At 76.8% G+C, this 21,324-nt stretch carries 18 protein-coding genes; 3 read left to right on the forward strand and 15 right to left on the reverse strand.

Features of this window, described 5'->3' with window-relative positions:
• Position 1: 1 nt before the first annotated feature.
• From F1C15_RS09565 to F1C15_RS09635, 15 genes are all read right to left on the reverse strand, one after another.
• A complete protein-coding gene (locus tag F1C15_RS09565; protein ID WP_370543587.1) occupies positions 2–1,915 on the reverse strand; it encodes an aldehyde dehydrogenase family protein in 1,914 nt (637 codons plus the stop codon).
• A 345-nt stretch (positions 1,916–2,260) separates the two neighbouring features.
• Positions 2,261–3,073, reverse strand: a complete 813-nt coding sequence (locus F1C15_RS09570) for a DNA-formamidopyrimidine glycosylase family protein (RefSeq protein WP_185230840.1) — start codon at positions 3,071–3,073, stop codon at positions 2,261–2,263.
• Between the two features lie 151 nt (positions 3,074–3,224).
• A complete protein-coding gene (locus F1C15_RS09575; RefSeq protein WP_255465144.1) occupies positions 3,225–4,442 on the reverse strand; it encodes a sensor histidine kinase in 1,218 nt (405 codons plus the stop codon).
• Positions 4,439–5,089: a response regulator transcription factor gene (locus F1C15_RS09580; protein ID WP_185230842.1), complete on the reverse strand. Its 651-nt coding sequence runs from the start codon at positions 5,087–5,089 to the stop codon at positions 4,439–4,441. Before F1C15_RS09580 ends, F1C15_RS09575 begins: the two co-directional genes overlap by 4 nt.
• A gap of 115 nt (positions 5,090–5,204) precedes the next feature.
• Positions 5,205–6,629: an esterase family protein gene (locus F1C15_RS09585; RefSeq protein ID WP_185230844.1), complete on the reverse strand. Its 1,425-nt coding sequence runs from the start codon at positions 6,627–6,629 to the stop codon at positions 5,205–5,207.
• Positions 6,626–8,866: a bifunctional lysylphosphatidylglycerol flippase/synthetase MprF gene (locus F1C15_RS09590; protein WP_185230846.1), complete on the reverse strand. Its 2,241-nt coding sequence runs from the start codon at positions 8,864–8,866 to the stop codon at positions 6,626–6,628. Before F1C15_RS09590 ends, F1C15_RS09585 begins: the two co-directional genes overlap by 4 nt.
• A gap of 135 nt (positions 8,867–9,001) precedes the next feature.
• Complete coding sequence (locus F1C15_RS09595; protein WP_185230848.1) at positions 9,002–10,006, reverse strand: aldo/keto reductase family protein; 1,005 nt, start codon at positions 10,004–10,006, stop codon at positions 9,002–9,004.
• A 300-nt stretch (positions 10,007–10,306) separates the two neighbouring features.
• Positions 10,307–10,957, reverse strand: a complete 651-nt coding sequence (locus F1C15_RS09600) for a nuclease-related domain-containing protein (RefSeq protein ID WP_185230850.1) — start codon at positions 10,955–10,957, stop codon at positions 10,307–10,309.
• Between the two features lie 304 nt (positions 10,958–11,261).
• Entirely contained in the window at positions 11,262–12,023 is a 762-nt protein-coding gene (locus F1C15_RS09605) for a hypothetical protein (protein WP_056058435.1), read from the reverse strand.
• 254 nt (positions 12,024–12,277) lie between these two features.
• Entirely contained in the window at positions 12,278–12,988 is a 711-nt protein-coding gene (locus F1C15_RS09610) for a response regulator transcription factor (RefSeq protein ID WP_185230852.1), read from the reverse strand.
• A complete protein-coding gene (locus F1C15_RS09615; protein ID WP_185230854.1) occupies positions 12,985–14,337 on the reverse strand; it encodes a sensor histidine kinase in 1,353 nt (450 codons plus the stop codon). Before F1C15_RS09615 ends, F1C15_RS09610 begins: the two co-directional genes overlap by 4 nt.
• A gap of 57 nt (positions 14,338–14,394) precedes the next feature.
• A complete protein-coding gene (locus F1C15_RS09620; RefSeq protein WP_185230856.1) occupies positions 14,395–15,204 on the reverse strand; it encodes an ABC transporter permease in 810 nt (269 codons plus the stop codon).
• The gene (locus tag F1C15_RS09625) at positions 15,201–16,166 is read right to left on the reverse strand and encodes an ABC transporter ATP-binding protein (protein ID WP_185230857.1); all 966 of its coding nucleotides are present in this window, start codon (positions 16,164–16,166) and stop codon (positions 15,201–15,203) included. Before F1C15_RS09625 ends, F1C15_RS09620 begins: the two co-directional genes overlap by 4 nt.
• Before the next feature lie 340 nt (positions 16,167–16,506).
• Positions 16,507–17,526 (reverse strand): NAD-dependent epimerase/dehydratase family protein, encoded by a 1,020-nt coding sequence (locus F1C15_RS09630; RefSeq protein ID WP_185230859.1) that lies wholly within the window; start codon positions 17,524–17,526, stop codon positions 16,507–16,509.
• Positions 17,527–17,773: 247 nt separating this feature from the next.
• Positions 17,774–17,950, reverse strand: coding sequence for a hypothetical protein (locus tag F1C15_RS09635; protein ID WP_156370169.1), 177 nt, complete (start codon positions 17,948–17,950; stop codon positions 17,774–17,776).
• Between the two features lie 465 nt (positions 17,951–18,415).
• Between F1C15_RS09635 and F1C15_RS09640 the strand changes: the two genes are divergently transcribed.
• The 3 genes from F1C15_RS09640 (at position 18,416) to F1C15_RS09650 (ending at position 21,273) form a co-directional block, all read left to right on the forward strand.
• Entirely contained in the window at positions 18,416–18,763 is a 348-nt protein-coding gene (locus tag F1C15_RS09640; protein ID WP_056058451.1) for a hypothetical protein, read from the forward strand.
• 114 nt (positions 18,764–18,877) lie between these two features.
• Positions 18,878–19,837, forward strand: a complete 960-nt coding sequence (locus F1C15_RS09645; RefSeq protein ID WP_056058453.1) for an AraC family transcriptional regulator — start codon at positions 18,878–18,880, stop codon at positions 19,835–19,837.
• Between the two features lie 209 nt (positions 19,838–20,046).
• A complete protein-coding gene (locus F1C15_RS09650) occupies positions 20,047–21,273 on the forward strand; it encodes a glycosyltransferase family 9 protein (RefSeq protein ID WP_255465148.1) in 1,227 nt (408 codons plus the stop codon).
• Positions 21,274–21,324 lie beyond the last annotated feature (51 nt).

The following is a 21,324-nucleotide window of genomic DNA, read 5'->3' on the forward strand; positions in this document are numbered from 1 at the left end:
GTCAGTCGCCCTCCGCGGGCTGGGCGGGGTGGACGCGGGGCTGCTCGTCGGGCGAGCCGGTGCCCTCGTCGCCGGTGCCCTCGCTCTGCGTGCCCTCGCTCTGCGTGCCCTCGTCGGGGTCGCCGCCCTCGGCCGGGTCCTGGGGGTGGGGCGTGCGCCCGGTGGAGGCGGTGGTCGCCGCGTCGGAGTCGGCGTCGGCCGACGGGGAGGGGGCGGAGGCGCGGGGCGCGGCGGGCGGGGCGGCGGCGGTGTCGACGGGGTCGGTGGCGGGCGCGTCGGCGCCGCTCGGGACCTCCGCGCCGGCCTCGGCGTCGACCGGCGCGACCGCGGCGGGGCTCGCCTCGGGCGACGGACGGCTCGCCGAGGCAGCGGTGTCGGCGGAGCCTGCGGTGCGGGCGGTGCCGGCGGTCTCGTCCGCGCCTCCTGCGCTCGCCGTCGGGGTCGACGGGCGCTCGCCCGCGAGCACGGGCGTGCCGTAGTGCACGACCTTCGTGAGCGTCATCTCGTCGAGCAGCTCGGGGCCGTAGCCGAAGCCGGCGCCGCTCTCGCCGCGCGGCTGCGCCGACCCGCCGGGAGCCCCGCCGAAGACCGCGTTGATCTTCACCGTGCCGACCGGCAGCTCGGCCATGGCCCGGTTCGCGTGGCCGATCGAGCCCGTCAGCACCGTCGCCGCGAGCCCGTAGCGCCCGGCGCAGGCCAGGCGGAGGCCCTCGTCGAAGTCGTCGACGACCTGCACGGGGGCGACGGGGCCGAAGGTCTCCTCCTGCACGACGGTCATGTGCGGCGTGCAGCCGACGAGCACCGTCGCCGGGTACCAGGAGCCCGGCCCGCTCGGCACGGCCCCGCCGACGAGCGCCCGTGCCCCGCTCGCCAGCGCGTCGTCGACCTGGCGCTGGACCTCGTCACGGAGGCGCCCGTCGACGAGCGGGCCGAGCTCGCCCCGGTCGTTGCGTCGCGTGGCCTCGGCGACCAGCGCCTCGACGAAGGCGTCGGCGACGTCGCGGTGCACGTAGATGCGCTCGACGCTCGTGCAGATCTGCCCCGCGTTCGCGAAGGCGCCGATCGCGGCCTGCTCGGCGGCCCACGCGGGGTCGACGTCGGCGTCGACGATGAGGGCGTCGTCGCCGCCGTTCTCGAGCACGACGTGCGCGCCGGTCAGCGCGGCGACGCGGGCGATGCGGCGGCCGGTGGCGGTGGAGCCGACGTGCGCGACGACGTCGACGTCGGGCTGCTCGGTGAGCGCGGCCCCGACGGCGGCGCCGCCCGAGACGGTGACCAGCACGTCGGGCGGCAGCACGGCGGAGACGATCTCGCCGAGCAGCTGGCCGACGTGGGGCGAGCGCTCGCTCGGCTTGTGGACGACGGCGTTGCCCGTCACCAGGGCGGCGCCGATCAGGCCGCAGGCGACGGCGACCGGGTCGTTCCAGGGGGTGACGGCGGCGACCACGCCGCGCGGCTGGTCGATCGTGAAGTCGGCGGCCTCGCGGGCGCCGACGAAGCTGAGGCCCCGGTGCAGCGGACCGAGCTCGGCGTACTGGCGCAGCGTGTCGGCGCCCGCGAGCACCCCGCCGCGGGAGTCGTCGAACGGCTTGCCCGTCTCGCGCTGGTTGAGCGCGGCGAGCTCGTCGGCGCGCTCGCGCAGGGCGGCGGCGGCGTCGTGCAGCAGCTCGCCTCGGGCGGCGGCGGGGGTGCGCATCCACGCGCCCTGCGCGGCGCGGGCCCGACGGACCGCGTCGACCACGGCCTCGCGGTCGGCCTCGGCGACGTCGCCGACGAGCGTGCCGTCGCGCGGGTCGAGCACGGTGAGGGTGCCGGGGGCGTGGGCGGTGCCGGCGGCGTCACGGGGGTCCGCGGGCGCGGTCGCCGTCGGCTCCGGGGTGCGGGAGCCGGGGATGCTCGGGGCGAAGGTGGTCATGCGGGCCGTCCTCTCGTGTCGGTCGCCCCTGCCCTACCCCGGCCCGGGCGACCTCACACGTGCGCCCCGCGACCCCGCACCGAGGTGACTCGTCCCGGGCCCTCGGCGGGCGGGAGGGCCCAGATCGGGGCACCTCGTGGGCGCGCCTCCCGCGCGCGACGCTCCCCGCGCCTCCCGCGCCCCCCACACCGGTCAGTTGCCGATTTGGGGGCTTCCCGGAGCGCTACAGCCCCTCAAAGTGGCAACTGACCTGCCGGGTCGCGACGAGGTGACTCGTTGCGGGCCCGCGGGGCGCGGGAGGGCCCAGGGGGAGGCACCTCGATGCGCGGCGCTGCGGCGCTCGCGTCAGGCGGCGCGGCGCCCGGCGGGCTGGCAGCGGGGGCACCACCACGCGCGGCGGGGCCGCTCCGACGTGCTGCCCGGGTCGTCGCGCGCGAGCACCGTCGTGCCGCACCGCAGGCACGGCCGCCCGGCCCGCCCGACCACCCAGTGGCTCTCGCCCCGCCGTGTGCTGCCGGTCGTCACCTGGTAGCCCGCGGCCCCCGACGCCGAGGCCCGCAGCAGCCGCGCCGCCAGCGCCAGCAGCGGCGGCAGGTCGACGTCGCCCACGGGCGTCGCCGGGTGCACCCCGCGCAGGAACCCCACTTCGTTCACCCACAGGTTGCCGAGCCCGGCCACGGTCCGCTGGTCGAGCAGCGCGGCCCGGACCGGGCGGCCGGGGTCGGCGAGGAGTCGCGTGGCGGCCTCCGTAGCGCTCCAGTCGTCGCGCAGCGGGTCCGGACCGAGGTGCCCCACCACCGTGCGCTCGTCGCGCGTCGGCAGCAGCTCCACCACGGGCAGGTCGACGCCCCAGAGCGTGTGGCCGTCGCCGAGCTGGAGGCGCACCCGGACCTGGGGCTGGACGCGACGGGGCACGACACGGCCGGGCCGCGTCACCGTCCACGAGCCCTGCATGCGGAGGTGCGTGTGGAGCGTGGTCGCGTCGTCGAAGCGGGTCAGCAGGTGCTTGCCGTGGGTGACGTGCTCGACCACGCGCCGCCCGTCGAGTCGGGTGCCGGCCGCGGCGCCCGAGCGCAGCTCGCCGCGCTCGACGAGCGCGCCGTCGGCCACGGCTCGGAGCCGCGCCGCCAGCCGGTGGACGCTGTCGCCTTCGGGCACTCCTGGAACCTAGCCCGCGCCTCCGACACTCCCTCCGGGTGCATCGAGGTGACGCGTCCCGGGCCGTCGCGGCGCCCGAGGGCCCAGGAAGCGTCGCCTCGAGGCGAGCGGCGCGGCGCGCGGCGCGACGCGCGCCCGCGCCCGCGCCACATCACGCCGGGAAGCGCAGCGTCAGCCGGTGCGACCCGTCGTCGTGCGTCTCGCTCGTGACGGTGCCGCCGAGCAGCTCGGCGCGCTCGCCGAGACCGGTCAGCCCGTGGTGGGCGCTCGGCAGGTCGAGCAGCGGCAGCGTCGCCGCCCCCGCGTCGACGTGCAGCACGACCTGGCCCGCGTCGACGAGGCCGGTCACCGCGACCGCCGCGCCCGTGGAGTGCTTGCGGGCGTTCGTGAGCCCCTCCTGCACGGTGCGGTAGACGGCGCGCTGCTGCGACGGCGAGAGCGTGGCCGGCAGGTCGAGCCGGCAGGTCACCTCGATGCCGCTGTCGGCGACGAGCCGGTCGACGTCGGCGAGCGTCGGCTGCGGGGCGAGCTCGCGGCGGTGGCCGCCGGCGGCGCGCAGCACCTCGACCATCGAGCGCAGCTCGTCGAGGGTGGTGACGCTGAGGCCGCGGATGGTCCGCGCGACGTCGCGCGCCTGCTCGTCGGGCGACGCCATCTGCAGGGCCCCGGCCTGCACCGCGATCAGGCTCACCTGGTGCGACACGACGTCGTGCATCTCGCGGGCGAGCACCGCCCGCTCGCGCGCGAGCGCGACCTGGGCGGCCTGCCGACGCTCGAGCCCCTGCGCCTCGCGCAGCTCGACCAGCTGCGCCGCGAGCAGGCGCCGTGCGCGCAGGAACGCCCCGAGCAGCGCCGGCACCGCCGTGTAGAGCGCGGCGTAGACGACGGTCTCGGTGAGGAAGGTGAGGTAGTCCCAGGCGTCCATCGACACGAGGTACACGAGGGCGGCCGCGGCGACGCCGATCGTCGTCTCCCACCGCCGGGTGCGCTGCACGCCCAGGGTGAAGAGGGCGACCATCACGGGCAGGAAGGTGCCGCCCCACCAGAAGCCGGGCAGCGCCAGCACCAGGCTGACCCACGGCCAGCGTCGGCGCACGAGCAGGCCCGCGCAGGCGAGCACGCCGAGCGCGATCGTCCACGGGTCCGAGCCGTAGAGCACGAAGCCCGAGCCCGCCGCCGCGACCAGGCAGATCAGCACGTCGAGCGCCACCCGCTGCCAGCGACGCCGCAGGTGCAGGCCCGGCCCCGGCGGCTCCTCCGCGCCTCCTGCGCTCCGCCTCTCCGCGCCTCCCGGGCTCCGCTCGCCCGCGCCTCCCGGGGTCCGCTCCTCCGCTCCTCCCGCGCTCCGCTCCGCCGCGGGCGACGTCACGGCCGCGGCACCAGCCCCGCGCGGTCGGCGACGATGGCCGCCTCGACGCGCGAGCCGACGCCGAGGGCGGCGACGACCGAGCTGACCGTGTCCTTGACGGTGCCGAGGGTGAGCCCGCACTCCGTGCCGATCTCGGTGTTCGAGAGGCCGCGGGCCAGGGCGCGCAGCACGACGGTCTCGCGCTCGCTGAGCCGGGCGACGACCGCGACCTGCGCCTCGTCCTCGGCCGAGCGGAACAGGCGCTCGCGCCGCAGCCCCGGCGCCAGCACGACCCCGCCCGCGGCGAGGGTGAGCACGTGCCGGGCCAGCTGCTCGGGGTCGGTGTCCTTGAGCAGGAACCCCGAGGCGCCCCGGTGCAGCGCCTCCAGCACCTGGTCGTCGGTGTCGAAGGTCGTCAGCATCGCCACGACCGGGGGCGCGGCGTCGGCCATCAGCTCGGAGAGGATCGTCAGCCCGTCGGGCTCGGGCATGCGGATGTCGAGCAGCACGACGTCGGGGGCGAGCTCGCGCACGGTCTCGACGGCGACGGGGCTGGCGACGGCCGCGAGCACCGTGATGCCGGGCGAGGCGCCGAGCACGAGGGCGATGCCCGAGCGCACCAGCCCCTCGTCGTCGACGACCACGACGGAGACGGGGGTGTCGCTCATCGGTGCGGGCCTCTCGGTCGGGTGCGCGGGCGCCGGGGCCCGCGCTGCGAGGCTAGCGCCGCCGAGGCCGCCCCCGGGGAGTCGCGGGCCGACCTCCCGGGCAGCTCCCGGCCGGTCACGAGCCGCCGTGGCTCGCCGCGGGCGTCGCCGTCGCTGCCGGGGTCGTGCTCGGGTCGGCCGGTGACAGCGCGCTCGCCGAGAGGCCCCAGCGCGGGTACAGGTCGCCGATGCCCACCGCGAAGCCCCGGGTCGCGGTCGTCCAGTCGTGCCCCGTGCCCGGCGAGACCCAGCGGGTGACGTGCATGCCCGCGGCCTCGGCGGCGGACGAGTTCGCCGCCATGGCCGCCCCGAAGGTCGGGTCGCCGCCCCCCACGGCGAAGAACGCGGCCGTGTCGGCGTAGGGTGCGTGCGCCGCCATGATCGCCTGCGGCTGGGCGGCGTCGTACGCCGCGCGGTCGCCCGCGAAGCCGTCGGCGACCGTCTGCTCGACCGAGCCGAGCGACGGCCCGACCTCGCCCGAGACGTCCACGATCGAGCCGAACAGGTCGGGCCGCGCCGACCCGAACTGGATCGAGCAGGTGCCGCCCTGCGAGAAGCCGCCGATCGCCCACGCGCGGGGGCCGGTGGCGACGCGGTAGTGCGAGGTCACGTAGTCGACCACGTCGGTCGTGACGTAGGTCGCGCTGTTGCCGAGGGCCCCGTCGACGCACATCGGGTTGTGGTCGTCGGCGCTCAGCTGGTCGGGCACCACCGCGATCGGCGCGAGCCCGTGGTCGGCCGCGGCGTACGCCTCCAGGGTCGTGACGAGGCCGCCCGCGGTGACCACCGCCTCCGGCGAGGCGGGCTGGCCCGACATCATCACCACGACGGGCAGGGGCGGCGGGTCGGCGACGAGCGCCGCCGGGGGCAGCCAGACGACGGCGTCGCGGGCGGGGAAGCCGGAGACCGTGCCGGGGATGTGGACGGTGCCGTAGCGCCCGTGGGCCGGCATGTCGGCGGGCGGGGTCCACGACGCGTACAGCTGCGGGTCGAGGGCGCCGGAGCCCGCCGCACCGTCGGCGCCCACCGAGGAGGGCAGCGCCGCGATCGTGCTCTCGCCGAGGGCCTCGGCGAGGGTCGGGTACGCGCCCGCGTCGCGGTTGATCGCGAGGGCCCCCGCCGTGACGAACACGACGACGCCGAGGCCGGCCACGACCCGCTTCGCCGCCGAGGTGCGGACGAGGGCCACGACGGCCACCGCGACGGCCGCGAGCACGCCCGAGAACCAGGTGCGGTCGACCCAGGTCGGGGGCACCCCGGCGACGTCGAGGAGGTCGCCGAGCACCCACGAGGCGAGGGCGCCGAGCGCGGCGCCGACGACGGCCGCGAGCAGGACGCGCCGCCACCAGCGGCGGGGGGACGGGTCGGCCGCGGTGTCCGCTGCCCGACGCCCCCGTCGCGGCGGCCACGCCACGAGCACCGCCAGCACGAGCGCGACGCCGTAGACCACGGCGAGCAGCGGGGTCGACGTGAGGGGCAGGGTCAGGAGGTCCTCCTTCATCGGGCACCGCGCATCCGACGGTCCGCCGCCGTGCCGCGGGCGGCCCGCAGCGCGGCCACCACCTGTCGGGCCCGGAGGGTCGGCACGTAGGCCGTCGCCAGGGCACGGCCGACCGGCGCGAGGTCGGCCGTGCTCGGGCAGGCGAGCCAGAGGGTCTCGTGGGCGGGGTCGAACTTGGCCTTGAAGCGCCGCAGCGACGTGAAGCCGTACGAGGGCTCGAGCACCCGGCCGGTCGTGGCGAGCAGCCGTGCGACGAGCCGGTCGACCAGGGTCGTCGGCACCGTGCCGTCGGCGCTCGCCAGCGGGGTGCCCGAGAGGCTGAGCGTCTCGAGCCCCTCGGCGCGGAAGGTCTGCGCGGCGGTCGCGATGAGGAACTCCACGACGCCTGGCATCGGGTCGTGCCCGCGGCGCATCACGTCGAGGGTGCGCCCGACGAGCCGCCCGTCACGCCACGAGGGCAGCCAGCTCGTCACCCCGTGCACGGCCCCGTCGGCGTCGACCGCGACGAGCAGCCGCACCTCCGGGTCGTCGAGCTCGCGGAGGCCGCCGAGGGTGAACCCCATCTCGGGCAGCGCCTTCGCGGCCACCCAGTCGTCGCTGAGCGCGTCGACCTGGCGGCGCAGCTCCTCGTCGAGGCCGCGGTAGGTGCTCCACACCGCGCGGACGCCGTCCCGGGCGGCGCGGTTGGTGGCGGTGCGGAGGTCCTGCCGCTTCTTGCCCGACGTGGTGAACGTCGCCAGCTCGACCACCGACTCCTCGGCGACCGGGGTGACGCTCCAGCCGAGCTCGGCGAAGACGTCGAGGTGGCGACCGTGCACGCTGTAGAACGCCGGCACGAGGCCACGCGTCGAGCAGTGGCGGGCGAAGCCGCGGATGGTCTCGGCGGCGTCGTCGGGGGCGCTGATCGGGTCGGAGACCGTGAGGGCCACGCCGTGCGCGACCCGGTAGGCGACGGCGCCGCGGCCGTCGTCGGTGAACCAGTGGCCGTTGCCGGCCCAGGTCGCCATGAAGCCGAGCGAGCCCGCGTCGGAGCGGCGCAGCTGCGCGAGCACCCGGTCGCGGCCGGCGACGCGGAGGTCGGCGGCGGTGCGACGGTCGAAGGCGCGACGGCGGCGCAGCAGCACGATCGTCGCCGTGGCCGGGGCGACCCAGATCAGGAGGAGCAGCACCTGCCACTCGACCTCGCCCGAGCTGAGGCCCGACCAGGTGAACCAGTCGTCGGCGAGCGGGATCACGGTGAAGTACCAGGCCAGCAGGCCCGTCATCAGCACGAGGGCGCCGACGGCGACGACGAGCCCGAGGCGCCGGCCGCGCAGCAGGAGGCCGACGGCGAGGGCGAGCACGCCGACCGCGACGACCGTCACCTCGGGGCCCGCCAGCTCGGAGATCGGCGACAGCACGCCGACCGCGTCGCGGGCGACGGCGGCGATGGTCCAGCCGAGGGCGACGGTGCCGAGGGCGGTGGCGGCGACGGTGCGGGCGCGACGGCTCGGCTCATCGTGCCAGGGGGCGTGCGCCGAGAGCGGCACGAGGGCGCGGCCGAGCGGCAGGCCGGCGAGCAGGGCGAGGGCCCGGGCGAGGTCGATCCCGTGCCCGCCGAAGAGCAGCCCCGCGAGGGCGACGGCGAGCACCGCGGCGCGCAGGCCCTGGCGGCGGGCCGGGGCGAGCCCGCGGCTGACGGCGACGAGCACGACGATGAGCGTGACGGACGGGCCCCAGACCCGGTCGCCGTCGGCGATCTGCGAGAACTCCTCGCCGACGGCGGAGCCGACCAGGAGCACGAGGGAGGCGGCGGCCGCGGCCCCGAGGGAGCCCACGACCGCGACGGTGCCGGTCCGCACCGCGCCGACCCGCGCCTCCGCCCAGGCCACCGTCACGAGCGCGACGGCTGCGGCGAGGGCGGGGCCGACGACGTGGCGGAGGTCGCCGTCGGCGTGCGCGACGGTGATCCAGGCGACCGCGGCGAGGAGGGCGACGAGGGTGAGGGGACGGGCGCGGAGGACGGCGGCGGTGGTGCGGGCGGCCGCGGTGGTGCGTGCGGCGGCGGTGGCGGTGCGCGCGGACGTGGTGGCGGTGCGTCCGGCCGCGGTGGCTGTGGTGCCGCGCGTGCCCTGAGTGCCGGGGCTGCCGGGGCTGCCCGGTCGGGCGCTCGTGTTGGTGCTCTGGTTGGCGCTGGTGTCCGCCGGGTCGCCGTGGGGGCTGCCGGCGGGGGGCGGGGCGAGGGTCGTGTTCTCCACGGCCCCAGTCTCGGGCGGGGCCGTGCCCGGCGCGTCGGCCCCGGGGAGCGCCCCGCCCGCCGTCCGGCTGGTGCGGGTCCGCCGGACGGCTGGGCGAGGAGAGCCGGGCGGGTCGGGCCCGGCGCCCCCGGTCGGCTACGCCTCGCGGCCGGCCGGCATCTGGGTCCCGCGGGGGTCGGTCTCGGCGAGGCCCTCGAAGATCGACTCGATCTTCGCGAGCACGTCGGCCTCGAGCTTCACCCCCGACGCCTTCGCGTTCGACTCCACCTGCTCGGGGCGCGAGGCGCCGATGATGGCCGAGGCGACGTTCTCGTTCGAGAGCACCCAGGCGAGGGAGAGCTGCGCCTGCGTGAGCCCGAGCTCGTCCGCGACGGGCTTCAACTGGGCGACCGCGTCGAGCACGTCGTCGCGCATCCAGCGCTCGATCATCGACGCGCCGCCCTTCTGGTCGGTCGCGCGGCTGCCCTCGGGCAGGGCGGCGCCCTTCTGGTACTTGCCCGTGAGGACGCCCTGCGCGACGGGCGACCAGACGATCTGCGAGATGCCGAGCTCCTTCGAGGCCGGGACGACCTCCTCCTCGATGACCCGCCAGAGCAGCGAGTACTCGGGCTGGTTCGAGACGAGCTGGATCTTCAGCTCGCGGGCGAGGGCGTGCGCTTCGCGCAGCTGCTCGGCGTTCCACTCCGAGACGCCGATGTAGAGCACCTTGCCCTGGCGCACCAGGTCGGCGAACGTCTCCATCGTCTCCTCGAGGGGAGTCTCGACGTCGTAGCGGTGGGCCTGGTAGAGGTCGACGTAGTCGGTCTGCAGGCGCTTCAGCGAGCCGTTGATCGACTCGGTGATGTGCTTCCGGCTGAGGCCGGTGTCGTTGTGGCCCTTGGGGCCGGTCGGGCCGTAGACCTTGGTGAAGATCTCGACCGACTCGCGGCGCTCGCCCGCCAGCGCCTCGCCGAGGACGACCTCGGCCTGGGTGTTCGCGTAGACGTCGGCCGTGTCGAAGGTCGAGATGCCGACGTCGAGGGACTTGCGGACGCAGGCGGTCGCGGTGTCGTTCTCGACCTGCGAGCCGTGGGTGAGCCAGTTGCCGAAGGTGAGCTCCGAGACCTTGAGGCCTGAGTTGCCGAGGTACCTGAATTCCATGGGGTGTGCTCCTTGTCGGGCGCGCTCCGGTGCGCGCCGCCGTGCACGGTAGTCCGCGCTGGGCGCGCGGCGCGGGCGCGGCCTGCGCCGACACCCCGTTCTCGCCCCGGAACCCCGCCGCGGCGGGGTTCGCGTGCGACGACGGGGTGTCTCGCGTCGGGCGCGGCGCGGGGCGGCGCGGGGCGGGGGCCGCCGGGTGACGCACCACGTCTTCGCCGGGGAACCACGCCGCGGCGTGGTTCGGGTGCGAGGACGTGGTTCCTCGGTGCCGCGGGCGGGCGGGCGCGGCTGCCAGCGCGGTCAGGCCGGGCGGAACCGTGCGGCGAGCTCGTCGGCGACGCCGTCGACGTCGACGCCTCGGTGTGGTGCTCGCTCCACGAGCCGCACCAGGCGCCTAGGCCAGCACACGGCGACGCCCCGCACCGTGAAATCGCCGCCGACGAGGGGCCAGTCGGCCTCGACGAAGCAGAGGACGCCTCGCAGCGGCACACCCGGCAGGGCCTCGGCGACCCGGGCGAGCTGCCCCTGCACACCGTCGACGAGCCGCGTCTGATCACGGCCCCGCACGAGGAGCTTCTCGACCCGGGGTCGCAGGACGCCGCCCTCGACCTTCAGCTCGGGCCGGCCCGTGTACCTCTTGGCGTCGATCACCCACACGCCGGACCGCGCGACCACGAGGTGGTCGATGTTCGCCCGGGAGCGGGGGATGCGCCGGTCGTGGAGGACACGGACGTCAGGGCTCGCGAGGGAGTCCAGGCGAGGGCCCACCGCCTCCTCGCCGACGGCGCCCGTGGCCCACGCGGCGGTGCTCTGCCGCTCGGGCGTCAGCGCGACCGCCAGGCCGCCGAGGCGGCCCCACTGGTCACGGGTCCGCTGCTCGTCGGCTGCTCGTCGTCGTTCGTGCTCACGTCGGGCTGACGCCCCGGCACGGGCTGCCCCTGCATCGTCCACGGGACCATCTGGCCATGTCGTCGAGGGGAGCGGCCATCCCCACTTCGGGCCGGGTCCGCCTCTCGCTGAGCGGCACGGTCGGGTAAGGCCGCTCCACTCCGGAGTGGATCAGCGATCCGGGAGCACACCGTCCAGCCGTCGTGGGTCGGTTCGGCCACGCGGGCGGGGGCCGCCGGGTGACGCACCACGTCTTCGCCGGGGAACCACGCCGCGGCGTGGTTCGGGTGCGAGGACGTGGTTCCTCGGCACAGCGAGCGGGCGAGCGGGCGGGCGGGCGAGCGGGCGGGCGAGCGGGCGACGCGGCTCAGGCGTCCTCGTCGAGGATGCGGGTGAGCTCGGGGGCGAGCGCCGCCGCCCAGAGCTGGTGCACCCGCGACCACGAGTAGAGCTCGTCGCCCAGGCGCGCGTCGCCGACGTCGGGGTCGGGGAAGGGCACGAACACGCAGTCGCCGCGGTCGCGGACGAGCCTCACGCTCGCCTCGTTCAGGCGCTGCACCTGGTGCCGGATGCGCTCGCGGCCCCACCGCGGCGTCTGGCGGAAGCGGTCCATCGGCGGGATGCCGCCGACGATCACGGGGCTGAGCACGGTGCCGGTGCGACGGGCCCGGTCGAGCAGCACGTCGAGGCCCGCGGTCCAGTCGCGCACCGACGTCATCAGCAGCACGTCGCTGAAGCCCAGCGCCACCACCGTCGCGTCGACGTCGGCCGACTCCGCGGCGCACCGTGCGGCGGCCTCGCCGACCGTCAGCACCCCGCCGCCGCCGTCGACCCAGGCGAAGGGCCGCCCGCGGGCCGCCGACACCGTCGCGGCCAGGCGGCTCAAGGTCGTGAGGGCCTCGTCGACGACGCCGAACCGGGGGGAGGCGGTGCTCCCGACCCAGGCGACGCGGTCCGCCGAGACGTCGGTGACGACGTCTGTCGTGGGGTCGGGCGCAGCCGGGAAGGTCCCAGCCCGGATCGCCCGTCGGAACTGCTCGAGCTGCAGCCGGAGCACGGGCCGCGCCGCCGACCAGAAGAGCTCGGAGGCGCCGCGCCGAGGGGGCGGGGTGGTGGTCGACCGCGTCATCAGGGCCTCCGTGTCGTCGCGGGCGCTGCCCGGTCGGGTTCGGGCCCCCGCCGTCGGGCCCCCGTGGCCGGGGGCGCCTGCGCCTCGAACCTAGCGGCGACCGGCGGCCCGGCGGGGCTCCGCAGGCGCACTGCGCGCAGATCGGACAGGCCGAGCGACGCGAGCCGGGCGGCGGGCGACGAGCCCTCAGCCCCGAGCCCCGAGCCCCGAGGGACGGGGGCCGGCGACGAGCGACGAGCGACGCCCGACGCCCGTCACTCCGCCCGGGGCAGCCAGCCGCGCTCGAGGGCGAGCGTCACCGCGCGCGTCCGGTCGGCGACCCCCAGCTTCTCGAACACGTGGAGGAGGTGCGTCTTGACCGTCGCCTCCCCGATGAAGAGCCGGCGGCCGATCTCGGGGTTGGAGCAGCCGTCCGCGACGAGGTCGAGCACCTGTGTCTCGCGGGCGGTGAGGGGGCTCGTGGCGGCGTCGGCGCCCGGGGCGGGCGTCCGGGCCCGGGTGACGAGCAGCGCCGCCATCGACGGCGCGAGGGCGACCTGCCCGGCGACCACGGCACGGAGGCCCGCGAGCAGCTCCGCCTCGGGCGCCGCCTTGAGCAGGTAGCCGCTGGCGCCGGCCTCGATCGCGGAGAGGATGGAGTCGTCGGTCTCGTAGGTCGTCAGCACGACGACGCGGGCCCGCGGCCGGTCGAGCAGCACCTGGCGGGTGGCGGCGACCCCGTCGACGCCGGGCATGCGCAGGTCCATGACGACGAGGTCGGGGGCGAGCTCCGCCGAGAGCCGCACGGCCTCCGCGCCGTCGGCCGCCTGGCCCACGACTGCGAAGTCGTCGGCCCCCGCGAGCAGGGCGACGATGCCCTGTCGCACGATCGGGTGGTCGTCGACGACGAGCGTCCGCGTGGCGGGGCGGGGGTCGGGGGCGGTCTCTTGCGCTGCGCCCGCGCCTCCGCCCGGTGCCGCGCTCACGCCGCCACCGCCGCGAGCGGCAGCCGGGCCGTCAGGGTCGTGCCGCCCGCGCCGCTCTGCAGGTCGAGCGAGCCGCCGGCGAGGGCGAGGCGCTCGGCCAGCCCCTCCAGCCCGAACCCGTCGCGGGCGAGGGCCGGGTCGAAGCCCGTTCCGACGTCGACGACCGTCAGCACCGCGTCGTCGCCGTCGCGCCGCAGCACGACGCGAGCGGTCGCGGAGCCGCTGTGCCGACGCACGTTCGACAGCGCCTCCTGGGCACAGCGCACCACGACGACCTCGTGCTCGCGGGCCAGGGCCCCGGCGGCTCCGGCGGCGAGCTCGACCCGCACGTCGACGTCGATGCCCGTCTCGCGGGCGAAGCGCGCCCCGAGCCGCTGCAGCGTCGTGCCGAGGTCGGTCGCGGCGGGGCCGGGGGAGGCGGTGGCCGCGACCAGCGCACGGGTCTCGGTCAGCGCCTCCCGGGCTGCCTCCTCGACCACGTCGAGCCGTTCGCCGGCCGTCGTCAGGTCGCCGGCGACGAGCGCGCTGCGCGCCTGCTGCGCGAGCAGCACGACGCCCGTGAGGCTCTGCGCCACGGTGTCGTGCAGGTCGCGCGAGAGCCGTTCGCGCTCGGCGCTCGTGCCGACGTCGCGGGCGCGGGCCGCCAGCTCGCCCTGTGCGTCCTCGAGCTCGGCGAGCAGCCGGGCCCGCTCGGCGCCGGCGTGGGCGATGCTCGTGATCCAGAGGCCCAGCGCGATGCTGAAGGCGAGCGAGAGCACCTCGCTGGTGGCGGCGGTGCGGACGGTCTCGGCCGTCGGGCCGAGGGCGAGCACGAAGCCGGCCGTCACGGCGGCGACCAGGGCGACGTTGCCGGCGATCGCGCTCCGCACCGACGGCAGCAGCGCCCAGAGCACAGGCATGAGGAAGGCCTGCGCCGTGGCGAGCTGGGGGGAGGCGGCGGTCAGGGCCCCGGCGACGAGCACGACGAGCGCGGCGGCGACGAGGGCCCGCGGGCCCGGACGGTCGGGGCGCACCGGGTGCCCGGGGCGGCCGGGGCCCCCGGAGCCCCGCGGGCCGCGATCGGCCGCCCGCGCCGCGAGCACGGGGCGCACCGCGCCGATCCACACGCCGACGAAGGCGCCGAGGGCCGGGCCGGCCGTGCCCGGCACGCGCGAGACGTCCTCCGACACGAGGGCGAGCACGGCCAGGGCAACGAGCGTGAGCGCGGCCCCGGCGTCCCAGCCGCGGAGGGCACCGCCCCGCAGGGCGCCGCCCCGCACCGGCGAGCCCGCGGGCGACCCGGCCAGCGACCCGGCGGGCGCCCCTGCGGGCGCCCTCGTCGGGGCCGTGTCGCCGGTGTGGTCGTTCACGCGGCCCCCTCGGGTCGGTCGGGTCGGCGGGCCCGGCATGGTCGGCCGGGTCGGTCGTCAGTCATCCTGCCGGATCCAGCGGAAGGTCACGAGCGTGACCACGAGCCCGACCACCAGCCAGACGCCGAGCCACAGCACCACCGACGGCAGGTCCCAGCTGCCCGAGGGCTCTGCCGCCGCGAACTCCGGCGGCAGGAAGACGCTGCGGGCGCCCTGCGCCAGCCAGCGCAGCGGGAAGGCCGAGGCCACCGACTGCAGCCAGCCGGGCAGCTGCGAGAAGGGCAGGTAGACGCCCGAGACGAACTGCAGCACGACGGTGATGGGCACGATCACGGCGGTCGCGCTGCGACCGGAGCGGGGGAGGCGCGAGAGGGCGACGCCGAGCAGCGACGTCGTGGCCAGCCCGAGCAGCCAGATGCCGGCGAACCGGGCCCAGGTGCCCGGGTCGGTCGGCAGGTCGACGCCGAACGCCAGCGCGGCGACCGCGAGCAGCAGGGCCAGCTGGAGCGCACCGGTGACGAGCACCTGCCCGATCTTGCCGAGGAACCACGACGCGACCGGCAGCGGCGTGCTCGCCAGCCGCTTCATCGTGCCGTCGGCGCGTTCGCCCGCGATGTCGACGGCGAGCGACTGGACGCCGATCAGCAGCACGCCCGAGGCGATCATGCCGGGCAGGTAGTAGGTCGCGGCGTTCACGACCGAGCCGTCGGGCGCCTCGCCGAAGTCGGACAGCTCGCTGAACGCCGTCGAGAAGACGAGCAGCATGATCACCGGGAAGGCGAAGGTGAACAGGACGGTGTCGCCGGCCCGGAAGAAGGTGCGCACCTCGGTGCGGGCACGGTCGAGGCCCAGCGTCAGGACGGTCATCGCGCCTCCTCCGTGACGATCGGGGCGGTGCCGGCGGTGCCGGCAGTGCCGGCGGTGCCGGCGGTGCCGGCGCGGTCGGGGGCGGGTGCAGCCGTCGCGCCCGCCGCGTCGACCGGATCGGGCTCGGCGACGAGCCCGAGGTAGACGTCCTCCAGGGTCGGCCGCACGACCTCGAGCCCGGCTGGCTCGCCGCCGTCGGCCACCAGGCGCGCGACCAGCGCGGCGGGCTCCGCCGTCGTCACGTCGTGCGCGCGCCCGTCGGGGCCCGTCCAGCGCACGTGCGGCGTGCGTGCCTCCGGCCCGCCCAGCGTGTCGGGCGTGCCCTCGGCGACCACGCGGCCGGCCGCGACCACGACGACCCGGTCGCTGAGCTGCGCCGCCTCGTCGAGGTAGTGGGTGGTGAGCACGATGCTCGTGCCCGTGTCGGAGAGCGACCGGACCACGCCCCAGAAGGCCCTCCGCGCCTCCGGGTCGAAGCCCGTGGTCGGCTCGTCGAGGAACAGCACCTCGGGCCGGCCCACGATGCCGAGCGCGACGTCGACGCGTCGACGCTGACCGCCCGAGAGGCTCCGGAGGCGCTGGCCGGCCTGGGCGGTCAGGCCCACCGCCGCGATCACCTCGTCGGCGTCGCGGGGCGCGGGGTAGGCGAGGGCGGTGCTGCGGACGATCTCGCGCACCGTCGAGCTGCCGTCGCCGCCGCTGGACTGCAGCACGACGCCGACGCGGGCACGCCAGGAGCGGTCGGCCCGGGCGGGGTCGACCCCGAGCACGGCGACCTCGCCCCCGGTGCGGCGACGGTGCCCCTCGAGGATCTCGACGGTGGTCGACTTGCCGGCGCCGTTCGGGCCGAGCACGGCGACGGTCTCGCCGGCCCGCACGTCGAACGAGAGGCCGTGCAGCACGGGCCGGTCGCCGTACGACTTGGTGAGGCCGCGCACGCGCACGGCGGGTTCTGTGGTCATGCCCCCAGCCTCGCCGGGCGCCGACCCGGTCGGCACGACCGGTCGGAGGACGGTGCATCCACCGACCGGTGGACGCCCTGGGGAGGGACGGTTCCCGGCCGGATCCTGCTCGTGTCCGGGAGCTGACGCCGCCGATCACTCTCGGAAGCGAGAGCTGACGACCCCGATCTCTCAAATTTGAGAGCGATCCGCCGGGGGCGACCCAGGGCAGGCGGGAGTCGCGGGTCGAGAGGTCGGATCGCTCTCGCATTCCGTCCGGCGAGCCGCGCCGTCGGCCAGCCGCACCCGCGCCCGCACTCGCGCCCGCACCCGCACCCGCACCCGCACCCGCACCCCGCCCCTACGCCCGCGGCGCGACCCGAGCGTCGACGACGGCGAGCACCGCCGCCTCGTCCGCCGGGTCGAGCCCGGCGCGGCGGGGGCGGTCGCGCCCCCGGGCCAGCTCGTCGGCGAGCACCCGCTCGACGGTCTCGCGCAGCGGCCGCCGTGCCCCGCCCGCCGCGACGTACGCCGCCCCGCTCCGCCGCACGAAGCCGCCGGCGTCGAGCGGCAGCCAGAGCGGCAGCGACCGCGGCCCGGCCCACCACGAGACGCCGGCGGCGAGCAGGGTCGCGTCGTCGACGGTCACGAGCTCGGGCGCCGGCCCGGCGGCGACACCTCCGGATGCCGCAGCCTCCGCGGCGGCCGCGACCCGCGCCTCCCGCAGGAACTCCTCGAGCGGCACCGGCTCGCCCACCGCGTCGACGGTGCCGACGACCCCCTCCCGCCCCGCCCGCTCGACGAACGCGGCCAGGTCGCCGACGTCGACGGCCTGCACCCAGCGCCCCTCCGTGGTCGGCACGACGACGCGGCCGCCGCGGTGAATCCGCCCGGGCCACCAGCCGAACCGGTCGCTGGGGTCGCCGGGCCCGACGACGAGGCCGGGGCGCACGACGAGCAGGCGGTCGCCGAGCCGTCCCGCCGACTCCCGCTCGGCCGCGACCTTCGCGTCGGCGTAGCGAGAGGTGTCGACGGGGTCGACGAGCTCGGCGGACTCGTCGGCCCCCGGGGTCGCGGTGTCGGCGTAGACGGAGACGCTCGACACGAGGGTCCAGTGGGAGGCGCGGTCGGCCAGCGCACGGAGGGCCGGCCCCACGAGGGCCGGGTCGGACGACAGCTCGACCACGTCGTCCCACTCGCCGACGAGCTCGTCGTACGCGGCCGGGTCGCGGCGGTCGGCGCGGACGAGGCGGGCTCCCTCGGCGACGGCGCCGGACTCACCGCGGGCCAGGCACACGACCTCGCCGCCCCGCGCGACGGCGGCCGCCGCGATCTCGCGGCCCAGCCAGGCCGTCCCGCCGAGGATGAGGGTGCGCGTCATGCCCCGAGCCAACCAGGCCCGGGCCCCTCCCCGTCACCGACGTCGCGCGGGAGGCGCAATTGCCGACCAGATGCCCCGATCCGCCCGTCTGGTGACGGGGAATCCGGTGCTCAGGGCCTCCGCGGTCGGCATGTGCAGGTCGACAGGCAGCAGAGAGGCGGTTCCCGCGAGGAGGAGCCAGCTGGGGAAGGGGTCAGCCCGACGGGGGAGACCGCGGAGGGCAGCCCGCGCGGAGGCGCGGTGCGGCCTAGCGGCGCGCGCCGCTGCCCTGCGTCGTGCGGGCGCGGCTCGAGCCGGCCGTGAGCTCGGGCACCAGCAGCCGCGCACGGAGCACGGCCACGAGCTGCTCGGGCTGGAGGGCGGCGAGCTCGGCGCGGCTGGGGGTGCGGGCGCGGCCCGCGGCGTCGTCGACGGGGCGGGTCACGCGGCGTCGGCGAGCTGCGCGAGCACGGCGACCATGTCGATCGGCTCGGTGACGGGCATGTCGGTGAAGGAGACGGGGATGCTCATGGGGGTCCGTTCGGTGGTGCCCGGGCAAGGAGCGGGGCGGGGATCGGGGTGCGACGGTCGAGTGCTCGATGAGCGGGGGCTCGACGTGCCTCCGGGAGGCGTCGCCCGGAGTCGGGGACCGGTCCGCTGAGACTACGGCGCGCCGCCCCCTCGATCTCCCCCCTCGACCGCGGCCCGACGGCGGCGTCGCAAACCGGACGCCCGGGAGCGCCGCGGAGACCGAGACCGGACAGTCGCGGCGTCCCCTGACCGTGCGGTCACCGGCCCCGCCTACAGTGAGGGCTCCCCCGCGAACCCCGGAAAGCGTGATGTCCTGACATCCACCGACACCCTCCTCGACCATCCCGAGACCGACGCGCACGCCGTCTGGCTCCGGGCGATGGAGACGTTCAGCGGCACCGTGGCCGACCCGCGCGACCGGGTCCTCTCCCTCTTCAGCTTCATCGCCTCCGACCACACGGCCGCCCCGCCGTGCCCGTGCCTCCACGCCGGCGGCGACGTCGAGACCGCCGAGCGGCACGTCCTCGAGCTCTCCCGTCTCGTCGACCGCCTCTGCCGTGAGGGCGGCTACCCGCCGCCCCTCGGCCACGCGATCGTGCTGATGATCGAGGGAGCCCTCATGGAGGCCCCGGTCATGGGGCCGGACGGGCCGACGCGCGACGCCAGGACGGCCGCGGCGATGCTGCTCGCCGTCTACGAGACGGGCGTCGGCGCGACCGACTTCTGAGGCGACTCCCCGGGGTGCCGCCACGGCGAGGCCGGTGCCCGAGGGGTGCGGCCCAGTGCGCTATCCGGACAGCGCGCCAGCAGTGTCGGTGGCTCGTGGCACGATCCATCGCGGATGACAGACGACTACGACGAGCGACGCTTCCGCGTCGACGCCCACGGTGACGACCTCGACGAAGCCCGCGACACCCTCGCTCACGCGTACGAGGGGATCGAGTGGCGCGCCGAGCGTTCCGACGCGCCCTTCTCCTACCGGTACTCGTCGGCCGGCGACCAGTTCATGAGCCTGCGGGCGGTGCGCTTCGAGGGCCGCATCGAGGGCGAGATGCCGCCCGGCGACGACTACGTCATGCAGTGGATCACCCGCGGCCAGGGCACGCTCGACGTCGGGCCCGACGAGATCCGGCTCGAGGCCGGGCAGCCCCGGCTCTGGCCGTCGGTGCCGTTCCGCTTCGCGTTCTCCGACTACGACCAGCGGCTGGTGCAGATCAACCGCCAGACCGTGCACGACCTCGCGGCCGAGCGTGGCTTCACGCCCGCGCAGCTCCGCTTCGACCACGCCGTCGAGCCGCGGCAGCAGGCGATGGCGCTCTGGCGCAACAGCGTCACGCTGATCTCGCGCAGCGTGCTCGACGGCGAGGCGAGCCCGCTGCTGCAGGCCGAGATGGGCCGCCTCGGCGCGATCGCCCTGATGGAGCTCTACCCCCAGCAGGGCTCGCCCCTGCCCGACGAGCTGCTGCTGCCGCGCAACGCCCACGTGCGCGCCGCCATCGAGCACGTGCACGCCCACGTGCAGCTGCCGCTGACCTCGGTCGACCTCGCCGAGGTGGCGCACGTCAGCGTGCGGGCGCTGCAGCAGGCGTTCCAGAAGCACGTCGGCACGACGCCGAACGGCTACATCCGCGCGCTCCGGCTCGACCGCATCCGCGAGGAGCTCCTCGTCAGCGACCCGCACCGCACGTCGGTCGCCGAGGTCGCGAAGCACTGGGGGTTCGCGCACGCGGGCCGGTTCGCGGCGGCCTACGCCGAGAAGTTCGGCGAGTACCCCAGCGAGACGCTCGAGCGAGCGCACTAGCGCGGCTGCCGCTGCGCCGCTGCGCCGTGGCGCCGAGGTGCCTCCACCTGGGCCTTCGACGGCCCGCACGGCCCAGGACGAGTCGTCTCGACGCCCGGCGTCGCCCACGCCGCGTCGTCTCGACGCCTCGGCGGCGGTGCGCCCGGCGCCCCGCCCGTTTGAGCCCGGGCGCGCCCGGGCAGGAGGCAGCCACCAGAGAGAGGACCCTCGTGAGCCCCGACCGACGCCAGACGATCCCCGGACTCCCGCCCCTCGGCGAGCCCTTCCCCGACGTGCGCCGCATCGCCGTGCTGCGCGGCGGCGGGCTCGGCGACCTCGTGTTCGCGCTGCCGGCGATCGCCGCGCTGAGGGCGAGCTACCCGGGCGCCTCGGTGACCCTGCTCGGGTCGCCCGTGCACCGCGCGCTCCTGGCGGGGCGGCCCGACGTCGTCGACGAGGTCGACGTGCTGCCGGTCGTGCCGGGCGTGGGCGACGCGTCGGGCACCGAGGTCGACGACGCCGCCACCGAGCGCTTCGTCGAGCGGCACCGCGCCCGGTGCTACGACCTCGCCGTGCAGGTGCACGGCGGCGGGCGCAACTCGAACCCCTTCCTGCTGCGGCTCGGGGCACGGCACACGATCGGCACCCGCACCTCCGACGCGGTGCCCCTCGAGCGCACGATCCCGTACGTCTACTACCAGCACGAGGTGCTCCGGGCCCTCGAGGTCGTCGCGCTCGCCGGGGCGGCCCCTGCGGCAGGCGCGGTGCTGACCCCGACCCCGGCCGAGCTCGAGCGCGGTGCCGAGCTGCTCGGCCGCTCGGGCCCCGGCGGTGACGGTCGCCCGGTGGTCGCCCTCCATCCCGGGGCGAGCGACCCGAGGAGGCGCTGGTCGCCCGACCGCTTCGGTCACCTCGCGGCCCGGCTCGCGCACCACGGCGTGCGGGTCGTCGTCGTCGGCGAGGGCGAGGACGTCGCCCTGGCCGACCGGATCGTGGCCGTGGCCCGCGCGCGGGAGCCTCGCCGTGCCTCCCTGGTGGGCTCGCTCGCCGGTCAGCTGAGCCTCTCCGACCTCGTCGGGGTGCTCGCGTCGGTCGACGCCTTCGTGGGGAACGACAGCGGCCCGCGGCACGTGGCGGAGGCCGTCGGCACGGCGACGAGCTCGGTGTTCTGGTTCGGCAACGTGATCAACGCGGGGGCCCTCGGTCGCACCCGGCACCGCGTCGCCATGGCGTTCACCACGGCCTGCCCGGTCTGCGGCGTCGACATCACGCAGGTCGGGTGGACGGCGGAGCGCTGTGAGCACGACGCGAGCGTGGTCGACGCCGTCACGCTCGACGAGGTGTGGGGTAACACGCGGGAGGTGCTCGACGGGGTGCTCGCCGCCCGCGGCGAGCGGGTCGGGCGTGACCTCGACGGCGGCACGCAGGTCGACTCCAGCTACGGCCTGCACGTCTGACCCGGCCACGGCACCCGTCCTCGCACCGACACCCCCTCCTCGCACGCGAAC

Origin of the sequence: Frigoribacterium sp. NBH87 (assembly GCF_014217665.1) — a bacterium.
Classification (GTDB): Bacteria; Actinomycetota; Actinomycetes; order Actinomycetales; family Microbacteriaceae; genus Frigoribacterium; species Frigoribacterium endophyticum.

Excerpts from the sequence above, each read along its gene's own strand:
- F1C15_RS09585 (WP_185230844.1), bottom strand. The coding sequence starts at position 6,629 with ATGAAGGAGGACCTCCTGACCCTGCCCCTCACGTCGACCCCGCTGCTC.
- F1C15_RS09620 (WP_185230856.1), bottom strand. The coding sequence starts at position 15,204 with ATGACCGTCCTGACGCTGGGCCTCGACCGTGCCCGCACCGAGGTGCGC.
- F1C15_RS09645 (WP_056058453.1), top strand. The coding sequence starts at position 18,878 with ATGACAGACGACTACGACGAGCGACGCTTCCGCGTCGACGCCCACGGT.
- F1C15_RS09580 (WP_185230842.1), bottom strand. The coding sequence starts at position 5,089 with ATGAGCGACACCCCCGTCTCCGTCGTGGTCGTCGACGACGAGGGGCTG.
- F1C15_RS09640 (WP_056058451.1), top strand. The coding sequence starts at position 18,416 with ATGGAGACGTTCAGCGGCACCGTGGCCGACCCGCGCGACCGGGTCCTC.
- F1C15_RS09565 (WP_370543587.1), bottom strand. The coding sequence starts at position 1,915 with ATGACCACCTTCGCCCCGAGCATCCCCGGCTCCCGCACCCCGGAGCCG.
- F1C15_RS09605 (WP_056058435.1), bottom strand. The coding sequence starts at position 12,023 with ATGACGCGGTCGACCACCACCCCGCCCCCTCGGCGCGGCGCCTCCGAG.
- F1C15_RS09595 (WP_185230848.1), bottom strand. The coding sequence starts at position 10,006 with ATGGAATTCAGGTACCTCGGCAACTCAGGCCTCAAGGTCTCGGAGCTC.
- F1C15_RS09630 (WP_185230859.1), bottom strand. The coding sequence starts at position 17,526 with ATGACGCGCACCCTCATCCTCGGCGGGACGGCCTGGCTGGGCCGCGAG.
- F1C15_RS09625 (WP_185230857.1), bottom strand. The coding sequence starts at position 16,166 with ATGACCACAGAACCCGCCGTGCGCGTGCGCGGCCTCACCAAGTCGTAC.